The 14,645-nt window shown below is 70.8% G+C and carries 11 protein-coding genes; 5 read left to right on the forward strand and 6 right to left on the reverse strand.

All coding sequences use genetic code 11. The features are described 5' to 3' along the window. On the reverse strand, positions 1–103 hold a 103-nt coding region (locus IG74_RS51430), incomplete at its 3' end, for a chorismate synthase (RefSeq protein ID WP_158857922.1). Positions 104–483: 380 nt separating this feature from the next. Here IG74_RS51430 and IG74_RS0137825 point away from each other — a divergent pair. Beyond that, complete coding sequence (locus IG74_RS0137825; RefSeq protein WP_030686760.1) at positions 484–1,530, forward strand: NAD(P)-dependent alcohol dehydrogenase; 1,047 nt, start codon at positions 484–486, stop codon at positions 1,528–1,530. A 154-nt stretch (positions 1,531–1,684) separates the two neighbouring features. On the opposite strand, the gene IG74_RS0137830 is transcribed toward IG74_RS0137825, so the two are convergent. Both IG74_RS0137830 and IG74_RS0137835 read right to left on the reverse strand, forming a co-directional pair. Then, positions 1,685–2,308 (reverse strand): TetR/AcrR family transcriptional regulator, encoded by a 624-nt coding sequence (locus tag IG74_RS0137830; protein ID WP_030686762.1) that lies wholly within the window; start codon positions 2,306–2,308, stop codon positions 1,685–1,687. Positions 2,309–2,471: 163 nt separating this feature from the next. Continuing rightward, entirely contained in the window at positions 2,472–6,482 is a 4,011-nt protein-coding gene (locus IG74_RS0137835; RefSeq protein ID WP_078869404.1) for a type I polyketide synthase, read from the reverse strand. Positions 6,483–6,783: 301 nt separating this feature from the next. On the opposite strand from IG74_RS0137835, the gene IG74_RS48285 reads away from it, so the two are divergent. Next, positions 6,784–7,785: a hypothetical protein gene (locus IG74_RS48285; protein WP_051856233.1), complete on the forward strand. Its 1,002-nt coding sequence runs from the start codon at positions 6,784–6,786 to the stop codon at positions 7,783–7,785. Positions 7,786–7,957: 172 nt separating this feature from the next. Here IG74_RS48285 and IG74_RS0137845 read toward each other — a convergent pair whose 3' ends face one another. Further along, entirely contained in the window at positions 7,958–9,556 is a 1,599-nt protein-coding gene (locus IG74_RS0137845; RefSeq protein WP_030686768.1) for an FAD-dependent monooxygenase, read from the reverse strand. Between the two features lie 453 nt (positions 9,557–10,009). Between IG74_RS0137845 and pip the strand changes: the two genes are divergently transcribed. Continuing rightward, complete coding sequence (gene pip / locus IG74_RS0137850) at positions 10,010–10,972, forward strand: prolyl aminopeptidase (RefSeq protein WP_030686771.1); 963 nt, start codon at positions 10,010–10,012, stop codon at positions 10,970–10,972. A 122-nt stretch (positions 10,973–11,094) separates the two neighbouring features. Here pip and eno read toward each other — a convergent pair whose 3' ends face one another. Further along, positions 11,095–12,402, reverse strand: a complete 1,308-nt coding sequence (gene eno / locus IG74_RS0137855) for a phosphopyruvate hydratase (protein WP_030686772.1) — start codon at positions 12,400–12,402, stop codon at positions 11,095–11,097. A 176-nt stretch (positions 12,403–12,578) separates the two neighbouring features. Between eno and IG74_RS0137860 the strand changes: the two genes are divergently transcribed. Further along, positions 12,579–13,001: a MarR family winged helix-turn-helix transcriptional regulator gene (locus tag IG74_RS0137860; protein WP_030686775.1), complete on the forward strand. Its 423-nt coding sequence runs from the start codon at positions 12,579–12,581 to the stop codon at positions 12,999–13,001. A 129-nt stretch (positions 13,002–13,130) separates the two neighbouring features. Continuing rightward, on the forward strand, positions 13,131–14,135 hold the full coding sequence (locus IG74_RS48290; RefSeq protein WP_158857924.1) for a hypothetical protein: 1,005 nt from the start codon (positions 13,131–13,133) through the stop codon (positions 14,133–14,135). A gap of 35 nt (positions 14,136–14,170) precedes the next feature. Here IG74_RS48290 and IG74_RS0137870 read toward each other — a convergent pair whose 3' ends face one another. After that, positions 14,171–14,611 (reverse strand): hypothetical protein, encoded by a 441-nt coding sequence (locus IG74_RS0137870; RefSeq protein WP_158857926.1) that lies wholly within the window; start codon positions 14,609–14,611, stop codon positions 14,171–14,173. Positions 14,612–14,645: the final 34 nt, after the last annotated feature.

Below are 14,645 nucleotides of genomic sequence, written 5' to 3' on the forward strand. Positions count from 1 at the left end.
CCATCTCCGTGGTGATCGGCACACCGGCGGGAAGCCCCTCCAGCGTCGCCACGAGTGCGGGGCCATGCGACTCCCCCGCCGTCAGCCAGCGCAACCTGCCCATCGAACTCAACGGTGCTCCTTAGACGTTGTCCCGGACAGACTTGTCGCCGTTCCCCGGCCGAGCCGTCACGATCCTAGCCCGGACGCCCGGGTGCGGAGACGTGCAGCAAGCTGCACCACAGCTTGCTGCACGAGGCGGTGGTGGCGGACCGCTCGCACCGAAAGGCACGCTGGTTTCCGGGGTTGCCATGTGATCGCTCGACTGGGTCGTTCCGGTGGAGGACGACACTGCCCGCCTTTCCATCCGGTCAATTCGCTGAGAACACCCGGCTGACACGTCGACGCAGACGAAGCAGCGGAGTCAGATGACGCAGACGAATTGAGGAACGACGCAGCGGCGGTCCGCCCGTCCTCTTTGAGCCAAGGGAAACAGGATCACCCATGCCCAGCACCCTCGCGCTTTCGCTGCCCGCCAAGGGAGCGCCGTTCACGCCGACCACCATCGAGCGGCGCCCGCTGCGCGACAACGACGTCCGCATCGACATCGGCTTCTGCGGCATCTGCCACACCGACCTGCACTTCGGCCACGACGACTGGGGCGCAACGCTCTTCCCCCTCGTACCCGGCCATGAGATCACCGGAGTGGTTGCGGAGGTCGGCGCCGCCGTCACCGAGTTCTCGGCGGGGGACCGGGTGGGCGTGGGCTGCATGGTGAATTCCTGCGGGCAGTGTGCCCCTTGCACGTCGGGCGAGGAGCAGTACTGCACCGAGGGTTTCGTCAAGACGTACTCGGCCCGTGACCGCGACGGGACGGTGACGCTCGGCGGCTACAGCCGGTCCATCGTCGTCGCGGACCGCTTCGTCGTGCGCATCCCCGACGAACTCGAACTCGCCGGTGCGGCCCCGCTGTTGTGTGCGGGCGTCACCGTCTACTCACCCCTGTGCCGATGGCAGGCGGGCCCCGGCATGAACGTCGGCGTCCTCGGCATGGGCGGTCTCGGGCATCTCGGGGTGAAGATCGCCGCGGCCATGGGGGCCGAGGTCACGCTCCTCGGCCGGTCGCCGGAGAAGAAGGACGACGCGCTGAGGTTCGGCGCCGCACGGTTCGTGGACACTCGCGAGCGCGCGGAACTCGCCGGGCTCGCAGGCCACTTCGACCTGCTCGTCAACACCGTGCCCGCCCTGCTCGACGTGGACGCCTATCTGGATCTGCTCGGTCTCGGAGGCACCCTCGTCAACGTGGGCGCACCGGGCGACCCGGTCGCCTCGTACAACGTGTTCTCCCTCCTGAGCGCCCGGCGCAGCATCGCGGGGTCGTCCATCGGCGGCATGCGGGAGACCCAGGACATGCTCGACTTCTGCGCGAAGCACGGCATCACATCGGAGATCGAGACGATCTCCGCCGACCGGGTCCCCGAGGCCTGGGAGAACCTGTCCGGCGTCCGCTACCGCTATGTCATCGACATCGCCACGCTCGGCGCGCCCTGACCCCTCGCAGCACACGACTCGCGGCCCACGACGGCACCGGGGGCGCGTGATCGCCTCCTGAACGGACGAGGCTCCCCGACTGACGGGTCGAGAGGTGAGTGACACCTCTCGAACGAACAGCCCGGGAGCCTCGTCCGCTGTGCGCCACGACGTTCTAGTGCGTGGCCTTCGTGGTCATGCCCTTGAGGAGGAGCTGCAGGATCTGCTGCAGCTCCTCGGCCAGCGGTTCGGTTTCGTACGACGGGTTGTGGGCCCATCGGTACAGGGCTCCGAGGTAGACATCGCGCAGTACGTTGCCGACGCCGATCGGGGACATGTCCGGGCTCAGCTCGCCCTGGCGCACCCCGCTCTCGACGATCTTGGCGAACACCTCCGCGACGTGCGGATCCTCAAGGATCGGCCGCCCCGCCTTCACCCATGCGGTGAGCATGGCGGTGGTGAGGCGCGGCTCCTCCTGGTTGATGCGGACCAGGACCGCCATGCACTCCTGGAGCTGGGCGATCGAACTGGGGGTGAACACGTTGCTGGCGTCGAGACCCGTCACGAGTGCGGCACGCCTCCTGTCTCCCCAGGCACCGATGATGTCTTCCTTGCGCTGGAAGTAGTTGAAGAACGTTCCGCGCGCCACGTCGGCCCGCTCGGCGATCTCGTCGATGGAGGTGTGGTCGTACCCCTTCTCCACGATGAGCTCGACCGCAGCCGAGTACAGGCGCTCCCGGACTCGCTGCTTGTTGCGTTCCCGGCGGCTGACCGGCGGCGTTGTCGCAGTCGAGTCCATTCCGTCCCTTCCTGTGTGGGGTGAGCTCGCGAGGCCCGAACGGCGTGAGCCGACGGCAAGGGGACCCCCGAACCCAGTTGGCCCGTCGGCGTCCGCGGGACGCTCGGGCCACTGCCAAGCTATCGCATCTGGCGCATATTTTTATACTGAAGTGCAAGTTTTGCTACGGCTCCTGCTGCCACGGCTGGCCGAAACGCGGCGGCGCGCCGTGCGGAGCAAGGCTCTTGGCCAGGCTCGCGACGCTCTCCGGCCCCAACAGACGCCCGGCGGTGACCTCCAGGCCGGGACCGCGGCGCAGGCGCTGACGGAGCTGGGAGGCCATGAGGGAGTCGAGCCCCAGTTCCCGCAACGACCGCCGCTCGTCGATGTCCGACGCCGCCATGCCCAACAACGCCGCGGCGTGCTCAAGAAGCGCCTCCGAGGCGACTCCCCGCTCGGGAGGCAGTGCCGCGGTCTGCTTCAGGGATGTCTCGGGAACGGCGGTTCGCGCCGGAGCCGACTCCCGCTCCCGGTCGGCGGGAGGTGATGCGACGGAGCGCAGGAGGCCGGTGAGGAAGCCGCCGCCGAAGGGGCCCGTGACCTTCTCGGCCAGGCCCGCGAACGACGTCGCGCACTGCCCGGCGAGGGCTGAGACGAGCGCGGGCACGTGCGCCAGGGGCCCGCTCGCCCGGGACGGCCGCGCGAGCCGCCGCAGACGGATCCCGGAGAACCGCGCCAGGACGCGGCGGTCCGGCGCGATCAGGACGGCGTCGGCCCGCAGCGAGGCCCCACCGTCCTCGGGCCGCACGTCGACCAGGCTCCAGAAGTCCGGCTCCAGTTCCGCGAAGAACCGCACCGAGTCGAAGGACACGGGGACGTACGCGACGTCGTCGCCCGAGACGGCCCCCGGCCGGGCCGCCAGGAGCGGCTGGAGGCCCGCCTCCCAGTCGGCGCGGGACAGCGGCCGCGTCAGCCGGACACGGGCCACGGCCTCACCGTCGCGCCGCCACAGCTGCTCCACGTCCCGGAACGACGCTCCGGACTCGGGGTCGTGGCGCTGCGCGAGTCGCTGGAGGTCCTGCGCACCCAGGTACTCCCGGCAGCGTGCGAGCGCGGCGTCGAGGGCGTCCGAAGCCGACGGACCGCTGTCGTCGGCGTCCGCCCCGACGACCCGTCCCCAGGCGCAGAACACGGGGTCGGAGGCGCCCCGGAGCGAGGCCTGCGCCGTGACGGTGCGGGCTTCTCCGGCTTCCCCCCGGTGGCCGTCCAGGGTCACCCGGAGGGTCGTGTCACCGGCCGCTCCGAGGGGTACGTGGGTGTCGCCGAGCCGCACGTCCCGCAGCGCGAACTGCCGGGTGGGGTCGGCCTCTCGGGCGGTTTCGAGCATCGCCGTGAGATGGACGACGGGCGGCACGGGCGCGGCTCCGTGGAGCGCCGCGCCGTCGCCCCGGCCGGTGCTCCCGGCCCATTCCGCGAGGTCGATCCGCCGGACCCGGGAGGCCCCGGACCAGTGGGCGGCTTCGGCCGCATCGCGCCGGAACTGCACCACGTCCCAGGCGTAGGTGGGCAGCGACGGCACGTGCCGCGGGTCTCCGCCGTACCACCGCCGCCAGTCCACCCGCCCGCCGACGGCGAAGATCCGTCCGGCGGCCCGGGCCAGTTCGGTGGGTTCGTCCTGGCCCGCGTGCAGGGAGGCCACCGCGAGGTCACCGTGGTCGTCGCCCAGGGTGTCGTTCATGGGGGCGACGAGAACCGGATGCGGGCTGAGTTCGACGAAGACGCTCTCCGTGGCGAGGGCCACCTCTCGTACAGTGCCGGCGAACTGCACGGGGCGGCGCAGGTTGTCCATCCAGTAGACGGCCGTCAGCTCCGGGCCCTTGACCTCGCAGCCGTGCACGGTGGAGACCATGCCGGTCGTGCCGCGCACGGGGGAGAGTCCGGCCAGTTCCTGCAGGAGGTCGTCGCGCAGGGAGTCCATCTGCGGCGAGTGCGAGGCCACGTTCACCTTCACCGAGCGGCACAGGACGCCGTGCTCCTCCAGTTCGGCCCGGAGGTGTGCGAGGGCCTGCGGGTCACCCGCGAGCACGGTGGTGGTGGGGGAGTTCTCGGCCGCCACGCACACCGCCCCCTCGTGGGCCTCGGCGTACTGCCGGGCCCGGGCCGCCGACAGTTCGACGACGAGCATGGCGCCCCGGCCCGCCGTGCGCTGCATCAGGCGGCTGCGTCTGCAGATCACCGCGGCCGCGTCGGCGAGCGACAAGGCGCCGACGACGTGGGCCGCAGCGACCTCTCCCATGCTGTGCCCGACGCACAGGTCCGGTGTCACGCCGCGCTCGCGCCAGGCGGCGGCGAGTGCCACCTGCACGGCCCACAGGACGGGCTGAACGACGCTCACGTCCTCGGGGAAGTCGTCGTCGGACGCGAGCCGATCCAGGACCGACCAGCCGAGTTCCCCGGCCACGGCTTGGTCGCACGCGTCGAGGGCGGTCCGGAAGGCGGGCGAGGAGCGGTACAGGGAGCGGGTCATGCCCGCCCACTGCGAGCCCTGCCCGGAGAAGGCGAACACGACGCGCTTGTCGCCCGACAGGCCCGCCTCCGCCGTACCGCCGTCGGGGATCGTCTCGCCCGCGGCGAGGGCGGAAAGGCGCCGCGACAGGGTCTCGTGGTCGTGGCCCACGACCCACAGCCGGTGGGGGTGGGCGTCGCGCCGCGCGGCCGCGGCGGCGCAGACGTCGGCGAGGCGGTGACGGCGCCCGGGCCCCGAAGGGCCCAGGTAGGCCGCGTACTTCTCCGCCAGGCGACGGAGGGAGCCGGACGTGCGCGCGCTGAGCACCAGCAGGCAGGGCCCGGCCCCGGTGGCGGGGGAGGGGAGGTCGGGCTCGGCCTCGGGGACATGGGCGCCGACGACCAGATGGGCGTTCGTACCGGACAGGCCGAAGGAGCTGACCCCGAGCAGGGCGCGGCCGCCGGCCGGTTCCAAGGGCTGATTGCGCGTCACCACGCGGACCGGGAAGCCCTCTTGCGCGAGCAGGGGGTGCGCCTCGTCGAGGTGCAGCGACGCCGGTACGACCCCGTGCCGCAGCATGAGCACGGCCTTGATGAGACCGGCCATGCCCGCCGTGGCCTCGGTGTGACCGAGGTTGGTCTTGACCGATCCGGTGAGGAGCGGCCGGTCCGCCCGCCGCCCCGGGCCGACCGCATCGGCGAGCGCCTGGAGCTCCACCCCGTCCCCGACGCGCGTTCCGGTGCCGTGCGCTTCTACGTAGTCGAGTTCCGCGGGTTCGATGCCGGCGCTGCGGCAGGCCTCGCGGACCATGGCGGCCTGGCCCGCCACGGCGGGGTGGAGCAGGAGTCCGCTCGCCGCACCGTCGTTGGTGGTCGCGCTGCCGAGCAGTACCGCGCGTACGGGGTCACCGTCCCGGAGCGCGTCGTCCAGTCGCTTGAGCACCACCGCGCCCACGCCTTCACTGCGTACGAATCCGTTCGCGCGGGCGTCGCCGAACCGGCAGTGGCCTTCGGGGGAGAGCATGTCGCCCTGGGAGTAGGCCACGAAGTCGTGCGGAGACAGGATGAGGTTGACGCCCGCGGCGACGCACAGGTCGCTCTCGCCGGTGAGCAGGCTCTGGCGGGCCGCGTGCACGGCGACAAGGGACGAGGAGCACGCGGTGTCCAGGACGACGCTCGGGCCGCGCAGGTCGAGGGCGTAGGACACGCGCCCGGCGGTGACGGCGCGCAGTCGGCTCCCCACCAGGCTGCGGACGTCGGGGTCGTGCGGCCGGGGGTCGGTCTCCGCGTACTCCGACGTCGCCTGCCCGACGAACACGCCGCCGCGGCTGCCCGCGAGCCCGGAGGGGCGTATCCCGGCCGACTCCAGGGCCTCCCACACCACGTGCAGCAGCAGCCGCTGCTGCGGATCCATGGCGCGGGCCTCCACGGGCGAGATGCCGAAGAACGCCGCGTCGAAGCCGAAGGGTTCGCTGAGGAAGCCGCCGTGCCGCGACACGGTGCGGCCGCGGGTCATGGGGGTGGAGTCGTACCGATCGTCCAGGTCGAAGCGGTCGGCGGGGACCGGGGTCACGGTGTCGGCGTTGGCTTCGAGCACGTCCCACAGGTCATCGACACTCTCGATCCCCGGTAACCGGCACCCCATGCCGACTATCGCGACGGAGGGCGTGTCCGACGGTTCTGTACGCATGCGCGACTCCAAGCTTCACGGCACGGGCAGCGACACAGATGATCGTCACAAACGGGGTTCAAAAATACACTCGCGACTATTTTTCACCTACGCATCGTCGACTTTTGACGAAGCCTTGGGCCCGGGCAGAGAAAGGCGAATGCTTTAGGAGCCTTCACCCCTTATGCGCCCTGACGGAAACTTGAACCGGCGTCAAGAAATTGAACTTGCGTCCATCAATGGCTCCGTGTTTATTCTTGATCCATAGTCGTGCCGGAGAAGTAGGGGGAAGACTGTGGATATCGCCCAGCTCGTTCCGCTGATGGGTGATGAGGATCTGGCGGCCTATCAGTTCCTCGTCACGACCGGCGGATCCACCCTCGACAAACTGGCGAGGGGTCTGGGCTGGGGGCAGGCACAGGCGGCGCGCGTGCTGTCCAGACTCGGCAGGATGAAACTGGCGCGATCCCGCCTCGAAGGCTGCGACGACTGGATCGCCGTACACCCGGAAACGGTCAGGCGCCAGTACGCCAGGCCCCTCTCGGGCGTCATCGACGCCTGGCAGGCGCAGTTGGACGGCCTCCGCGAGCAGCTCAACGCGCTCTCCGGCCTGTGCGCCGACGGCACGGAAGGCGGCGGCCCCAGCCCCGTCGTCACGATCGAGGGCGCGTCCGACATCCGTGCCGCGCTCGAGGACTGCGCTGCACGGTGCGCCGAAGAGGCGTTCGCCGTGCAGTCCTTGGGGCGGGGCGCCCCGGCTCTGGCACAGAACGCGCTCTGCGCGGACGCCGGACCACTGGGACCGGATGTCAGCGTGCGCGTGCTGCTCCCGCACCTGTCCCGCTACGACGCGGAGGTGCGCGACTGCGTCGCACGGATCTCGGCGTCGGGAGGCGAGGTCCGGACCACCGCCGCGTCCCTGCCCGCGCTGATCGCCTTCGACCGCTCGGTCGTCTTCCTGCTGGACGGCGAGGAAGCGGGCAAGGCGCACATGGTGAAGCACGAGGCCTTAGTGGAGTTCATCCTGCACACGGTGGTGAGCGCCTGGGCGACGAGCGTGGCCTTCCAGGGGACGGGCGGCAACAACCGGATCCCGGAGTGGCTGACCCAGGAGACGAAGACCGCGATCGTTCAGCTGCTCGCCGCCGGTTACAAGGACGAAGTGGTGGCCCGGCGCCTGGGCATCGGTGTGCGCACCTGCCGGAAGTACATCGCGGAGATGTTCGGCGACCTGGGAGCGCAGAGCCGGTTCCAGGCCGGCTGGATCATTCGCGACCACATGCTCGTGTCCGACCCGGAGAGGCCCGTGGCCAACACGGCGTGACCTGACGGGGCATCACGGCCGGTGCCGGTGCCGGTGCCGGTGGCGCGGTCGGTGCCCCGGTCGGCTGAACGCGGGAGAGTGGTGCGTTGCCGCATCCGGAAGCGATTCCACGGGTGCGGCAACGCCTGGCTCAGCGTCCGGCTCGGCGCTCGGTCGGTGCTCAGCTCCGTGCTCAGCGTGCGAGCACGGCGGTGAGGGCCGTCGTGAGCTCACCCTCCGGATCGGCGACGGCCTCCTTGCCGCGCCAGGCCACGACGGCGTCGGGCCGGATCAGTGTGGCGCCGGTCGGTGCGACCCCGTAGCGGTCGCACCAGGTGCGGTCGCCGTCGACGAAGCGATCGCCGAGCCGGTACGCGGCCAGGGTGACACCGAGTCGGCGGCCGACCTCCTCGGCGGCGGTGACCCACTCCGGGCCTTCGTCCCCCGCCAGGAGCACGAAACCGCGGCCGAACAGCTCGTGGGTGGAGAACGTCCGCGGGCCGTCGGTGAGGACGACGTGCGGAGCCCGCCCCCCGGGCCGCCCGGTGGGGTGCCACGGGTCCTCCTGAAGGCTGCCGTCGTCGTCGGCCTCCGTGCGGACCGCGGCGGAGTGGCACCGGAAGCCCAGGAACTCCTTGGCCATGGGGATGGGCGCGTCGGGGTCGGCCGGGTTGTAACTGGCGGGCACCCGGCCCTCAGAGATCTTCGCCAGCTCGACCTCGCGCTCCAGAGTGATGTTGACGAGGGGGCGCCGCTCGGTCTCGTACGTGTTCAGCAGGCCGGGCCCGGCCTGCCCGGTGAGGACCAGCGCGAGCCGCCAGGACAGGTCGTAGGCGTCCTGGATGGCGAGGTTGCCGCCCTGGCCCCCGTTGGGCGGGCAGGCGTGCGCGGCGTCTCCGGCGAGGAAGACGCGGCCCTCGCGGAAGCGCTCGGCCATCTTGTGGTTGATGGCGAAGAAGCGGGCGTTGACGAAGGCGACGTCGATCTCGGGGTCGCCGATCGCGTGCCGGATCCGCTCCAGGCAGCGGGCCTCGGTGAAGTCCTCCGGCGTCTCGCCCCGTTCGGGGAAGTAGTCGACCCACAGGGTGTGCCGCTCGGAGCCGTCCAGGATGAAGCTGGAACCGCTGCCGGGCATCCCGATGACCTCGACCGCGCCCTTCTCCACGTACCGCGTCAGATCGGCCTCGAACGTGAGGATGTACATGTGGCCGATGACTCCGCTGCCTTCGACGGGGATGCCGAGCAGCTCCCGGACCGGGCTCGTGTTCCCGTCGGCCGCCACCATGTAGTCCGCCTCGACCACGTGCTCACGGCCGGTGGACACGTCCCGCAGCGTCGCGGTGACCTTCTCGTCGTCCTGCACGAAGGAGACCATCTCGGTGCCGAGCCGTACCTCCGCTCCGGCCTCCTCGGCGCTCGTGCGCAGGATCTCCTCGACCTGGGCCTGGGATATCCACGCCAGCGGCGGCACCGACGAGAGCTCCTGCGGGTCGGGCAGGCCCTTCAGCGGGTCGAGGTAGCGCCGCTCGGGATCGGCGATCGACGTGCCGTGGCTGATGCGGGGCCACTGCGCGTCCCCGAGGGCGGTGCGGATGCGCTGCGCCACACCGGGCAGCGTGTTGAGCAGTTCCTGAGAACGCGTGTTGAGCCCCCATGCCTTCGGCAGCGTGGAAGCGCCAGGGCGGCGCTCCACCAGCAGCGGGCGCACACCGCGTGCGGCAAGGCTCAGAGCGGTGGTGAGCCCGGTGTAGGCGCCTCCGACAATGAGTACGGGAACTCGCGGGACTGACATGGCATCTGCCTCCGTTGCTGCTGTTTTCAGAGCCGGATCGGATCGGTTCGGACCGCCTGCGATCCTGGATCACCTGCGAACCCGGATCACCTGCGAACCCGGATCACCTGCGAACCCGGATCACCTGCGGACCCGGATCGCCTGCGGACCCGGCGCATACGCCTGGAATTGCGCGCGCCGTCCGAGGAGTTCCGAAGGGTTCGGGTGGTGAATTCACGTGCCATGCGATGTCACCCGGCGTGGCTACGCGACCAGCTTGACGACGCGTCGGCCCTCCGGCCACCTCCGGAGAGTGCAGCAAGCTGTCGGGCACGTTCCTGCACGGCTGGGCCACCGCCGTGCGTGCCTGGGGGCTGCTTCAAGGGCCCTCGGGCGCGTCTCCGGGTTCAGCCCGCCGTGTTGTCTACTAGAAGGTCTTGTCCCTGTGGGGGCCGGCTCTGAGGAGGTCTGGAAATGGGTGAGCTGTACCCGCCGATCGAGCCGTACGAGAAGGGCATGCTCGACGTCGGCGACGGCAACCTCGTGTACTGGGAGGCCTGCGGAAACCCCGACGGCAAGCCGGCGCTCGTCGTTCACGGCGGCCCGGGATCCGGCTGCGGGGCCGGGGTGCGCCGGTACTTCGACCCGGACCGGTACCGGGTGGTCCTGTTCGACCAGCGCGGCTGCGGCCGCAGCACACCGCACGCGAGCGACCCCACCACCGACATGCGGCACAACACCACCCAGCACCTGATCGCCGACATGGAGCGGCTGCGGGAGCACCTGGGCATCGACCGCTGGCTGCTGTTCGGCGGCTCGTGGGGCTCCACGCTGATCCTGGCCTACGCCGAGACGCACCCGGAGCGGGTGTCGCAGATCGTCATCGCCGCCGTCACCACCACCCGGCGCTCCGAGACCGACTGGCTCTACCGAGGGGTCGGCCGGTTCTTCCCCGAGCAGTGGGAACGCTTCCTCGCCGGGGCCCCGGGCACACCGCGGGACGGTGACATCGTCGCGGCCTACGCGCGCCTCACCGAACACCCGGACGCCGCGGTACGGGAGCAGGCCACCGCCGACTGGTGCCGCTGGGAGGACGCGGTCCTGTCCGGGGAGACGAACGGCACCTCCAACCCGTACGGCGACCGTCCCCCGACCGCGAAACTGGCCCTGGTCCGCATCTGCGCGCACTACTTCTCCCACGGGGCGTGGCTGGAGGAGGGCGCGCTGCTGCGCGACGCGCACCGCCTCGTCGGCATCCCGGGGGTGCTGGTCCACGGCAGGCTCGACATGGGCGGACCACTCGACACCGCGTGGGAACTCGCCCGCGCGTGGCCCGACGCGGAACTGACCGTCGTCGGTGACGCCGGTCATCTGGGCACCGACACGACACTCACCCACGTGCTCCAGGCCCTCGACCGCTTCGCGCACCAGAGGTGAGATCAGGCTGCCCGGCTGATCGCTGACACCTCATGCGGCGCCGACCGCTGACACCTTCATGTCGTACGAGCGGGCCCCGACCGCGATCGGGGGCCCGCTGAGTGTCTATCTCCTTCGGCCGCTCACACCCGCCGCAGGGCGTCGCGGCCCGCGTAGCGCGCCGAGTCGCCCAGCTCCTCTTCGATCCGGATGAGTTGGTTGTACTTGGCCGTGCGGTCGGAGCGGGAGAGGGAGCCGGTCTTGATCTGGCCGCAGCCGGTGGCCACCGCCAGGTCTGCGATGGTGGTGTCCTCCGTCTCGCCCGAGCGGTGCGACATGACGGCGGTCCAGCCCGCTTGGTGGGCCGTGGCCACTGTGGTGAGGGCTTCGGTGAGGGTGCCGATCTGATTGACCTTGACGAGGACCGAGTTGCCGACGCCGGTGCGGATGCCCTCGCGCAGCAGTGTCTCGTTGGTGCAGAACACGTCGTCGCCGGTGAGCTGGCAGCGGTCGCCGACGCGGGCGGTCAGCTCGCGCCAGCCGTCCAGGTCGTTCTCCGCCATCGGGTCCTCGATGGAGACGATCGGGTAGGCGTCGATGAGCTTGGCCAGGTAGTCGGCGTTCTCGGAGGGGGTGCGCCGCACTCCCTCGCCCGCGTAGTCGTACACCCCGTCGCGGAAGAACTCCGACGACGCCGGGTCCATGACCAGGCCGATGTCCGTGCCGGGGCGGTAGCCGGTGCGCTCGATGGCGGCCATCACGAAGTCGAGCGCCTCCTCGGCGGTACGCAGTGAGGGCGCGAAGCCGCCTTCGTCGCCGACGCCTGTGGAGTGCCCGGCGGCCAACAGGTCGCGGCGCAGGGTGTGGAAGACCTCGCTGCCCATGCGGACGGCCTCGGCGAAGGTGTCCGCGCCCACGGGCACGATCATGAACTCCTGGAAGTCCAGCGGATTGTCGGCGTGGGCGCCGCCGTTGACGATGTTCATCATCGGCAGCGGCAGGAGGTGGGCGCCGGCGCCGCCGAGGTAGCGGTAGAGGGGCTGGCGGTGGGCCGCCGCGGCGGCCTTGGCGGCGGCGAGGGAGACGCCGAGGACGGCGTTGGCGCCGAGCCGGGACTTCGTGGCGGTGCCGTCGAGGGCGACGAGGGCGGCGTCGAGACCCGTCTGGTCCGCCGCGTCCCGGCCGCGCACGGCCGCCGCGATCTCTCCGTTGACGTGGGCCACCGCGCGGTCGACGCCCTTGCCGTGCCAGCGCGCGGAGTCTCCGTCGCGCAGTTCTACGGCTTCCCGGGCTCCGGTGGAGGCGCCGGAGGGGACGGCCGCGCGCCCCAGTGATCCGTCCGCCAGGACGACGTCGACCTCGACCGTGGGGTTGCCCCGGCTGTCGATGATCCGGCGGGCGGTGACGGTCTCGATGGCGGCGTTGACGGTTCCGGCTGCCGTTGCGGACATGGGAGGTCCTTCCCGTTGTCGTGTGCCGTGGCCCCGGCTGCGACAACGCTGGCGCTGAGCCCGACACCGCCAAACCATACAGCAATGCTGTTCAGTTTCGCTGTTCAGATTTGCTGTACAGCATGGCTGTGCAGGTCAGGTGCGCAGCTTTGCTGACCAACGGGGTAAAGTGCCCTATGCCCACCCCGGAAGCCGCCGCCATCGCCGTCGAACTGCGCACCGCGATGGGCAAGCTCACGCGTCGCGTCAAGGACGAGGACCGCATCCCGCTGGGCCAGGCCGCCGTGCTCGGCGCGCTCGACCGCAACGGCGCCATGACGACCAGCGACCTCGCCGCGGATCAGCGCGTACGCCCCCAGTCGATGGCCCGGGCGGTGGGGCTGCTCATGGAGCAGGACCTGATCACGCGCCGGGCGCACCCCACGGACGGCCGCAAGTCGCTCGTCGAGCTGTCGGACGCGGGCCGCACGGCGCTCGAAGCGGAACGCGGCCGCAGGGCCGGTTGGCTCGCGCAGGCCATCGAGGCCGAACTCACGGATGAGGAGCGGGCGCTGCTGGCGCGGAGCACCGCCCTGCTGGAGCGACTCGCCGCACGCTAGGGCCCCGGGGCGCGTCAGGCAGTCGTACGGCCGGTGACTGGTTTTCGGACTGCCCTGCGGAACGGCGTGTTCCTTGTCGGGTGGAGGGAACAAGCTGGCTCCGAGTTGCCGCGTGGGGCAGGGGGAGGCTTGGAGACTGATCTTGTTGCTGTGGCTGTGGGGGTGCTGGCCGCGGCGTTGACGGGAACGGCCACGGGTGTCGGTCAGGAAGCCGCGGCCGCGGTCGTGCGGACCGTGAGGGAGCGGCTCGGGGCGACGCCCCGGGGGCAGGCGGCGCTGGACGGGTTGTCGGCCGCGCCGGACGACGCCGAGGCGCGCCGGGAGGCGGAGTCGGTGCTGCGGGAAGAGGCGCGGCAGGACCCGGCCCTGCGGAGCGCACTGACGGCGCACCTGAGCGCGTCGTCGAGTCACACGTCCGGCAGTGTCGTCATCAGCGGCAGCAGGCTTCGCGGCAGCCAGATCTCCCTCGGCCCTGTCACCATCAACAAACCCAGCTCGACCGGCGGACTGCTGGGCCTGGTCGCTGCCCTCGTGGTCGTCATCGCCCTCCTCATCTACGGAGGGGTGCAACTCGCTGTCGACGACTCACCGGGCGGTGACGACGGCAAGTCCGTGCAGGCGCGCGCATTGAGCGTGGCCGAGACCGAACAGATGATCCCGGCGCTGACGGACCTGGAGGGAACCTGGGGGACCCTCATGCCGCCGTCGGCACAAGGGGGCGGCGCGGGGCGGTGCCATCGGGGCGGAGCGGACTACAAGACGGCGGAGGGTTCGAGCCCGCACGACCTCAAGCTTCGGTTCCGGGTGAATTCCTGCCCGAACATCACGCGCGCGACCGAGGGCTACGAGGAAATCGTCAAGCTGCGCCAGAACCCGGGAGGCCGGAAGGAACACCCCTTCTCGGCGCAGAGGTTCGGCGACGAGAGCACGACGACCAGGTACCGGGTCGAGGACGAGACGATGGCGGACCCTTCTCAGGTCGGGGAGCACCTCATGTCGAGGGCGCGCGTCGGAACCGTCGTCATCGAGATGCACTACGGACCGATCCGTGACGAGGCGGGCTCCGAACGTCAGGCGGCGGAACTCATGCGGATCATGTCCGAGCGTGCACGCAAGATGCAGGCAGACGGCTAGCACAGACGGCTAGCGACGTCGCGCCCCCTGAGGGTTCAGGCTCGGCGCAGTGAGTCGATCATGCCGCCCCAGGCGGGGCCGTCCCACGAGATGTAGCTGCGGGAGCCGTCCTCGTCCAGTTCCAGGGTGCCTCGTGAGCGGTCCGGGTTCTTCGACTCGCAGTTGAGCGTGATGACCGACTCCGACTTCTTCTTGCCGGGCTTGAGGACGCCGGGGCACGCGAGCTTGCCCGTGGTGGTGACCTTGGATCCGGTGATCGTCAGCGTGGCGATCGGGCTCTTGTTGATCGGCTTCCACGTGCCGTCGGTGCCGGTGGCCTTGGCGGCGGAGTCCTTGCCCTGGTCCTGCGGCGCCTTCTTGCTGGCCTTCGGGGCCGAACTCTTGGTGTCCTCGGACTTGGAGTCGCTCCCGCCGCAGCCGGTCAGCAGCACGACAGACAGGCCCAGTGCCATCGAGGCCGCGACCTTGCGCATCATTTCTCCCCCTCTGCAGCGGCGCCCTCGCGCCGCT

The sequence above is a fragment of the Streptomyces sp. NRRL B-1347 genome (genome assembly GCF_000720325.1).
Classification (GTDB): Bacteria; Actinomycetota; Actinomycetes; order Streptomycetales; family Streptomycetaceae; genus Streptomyces.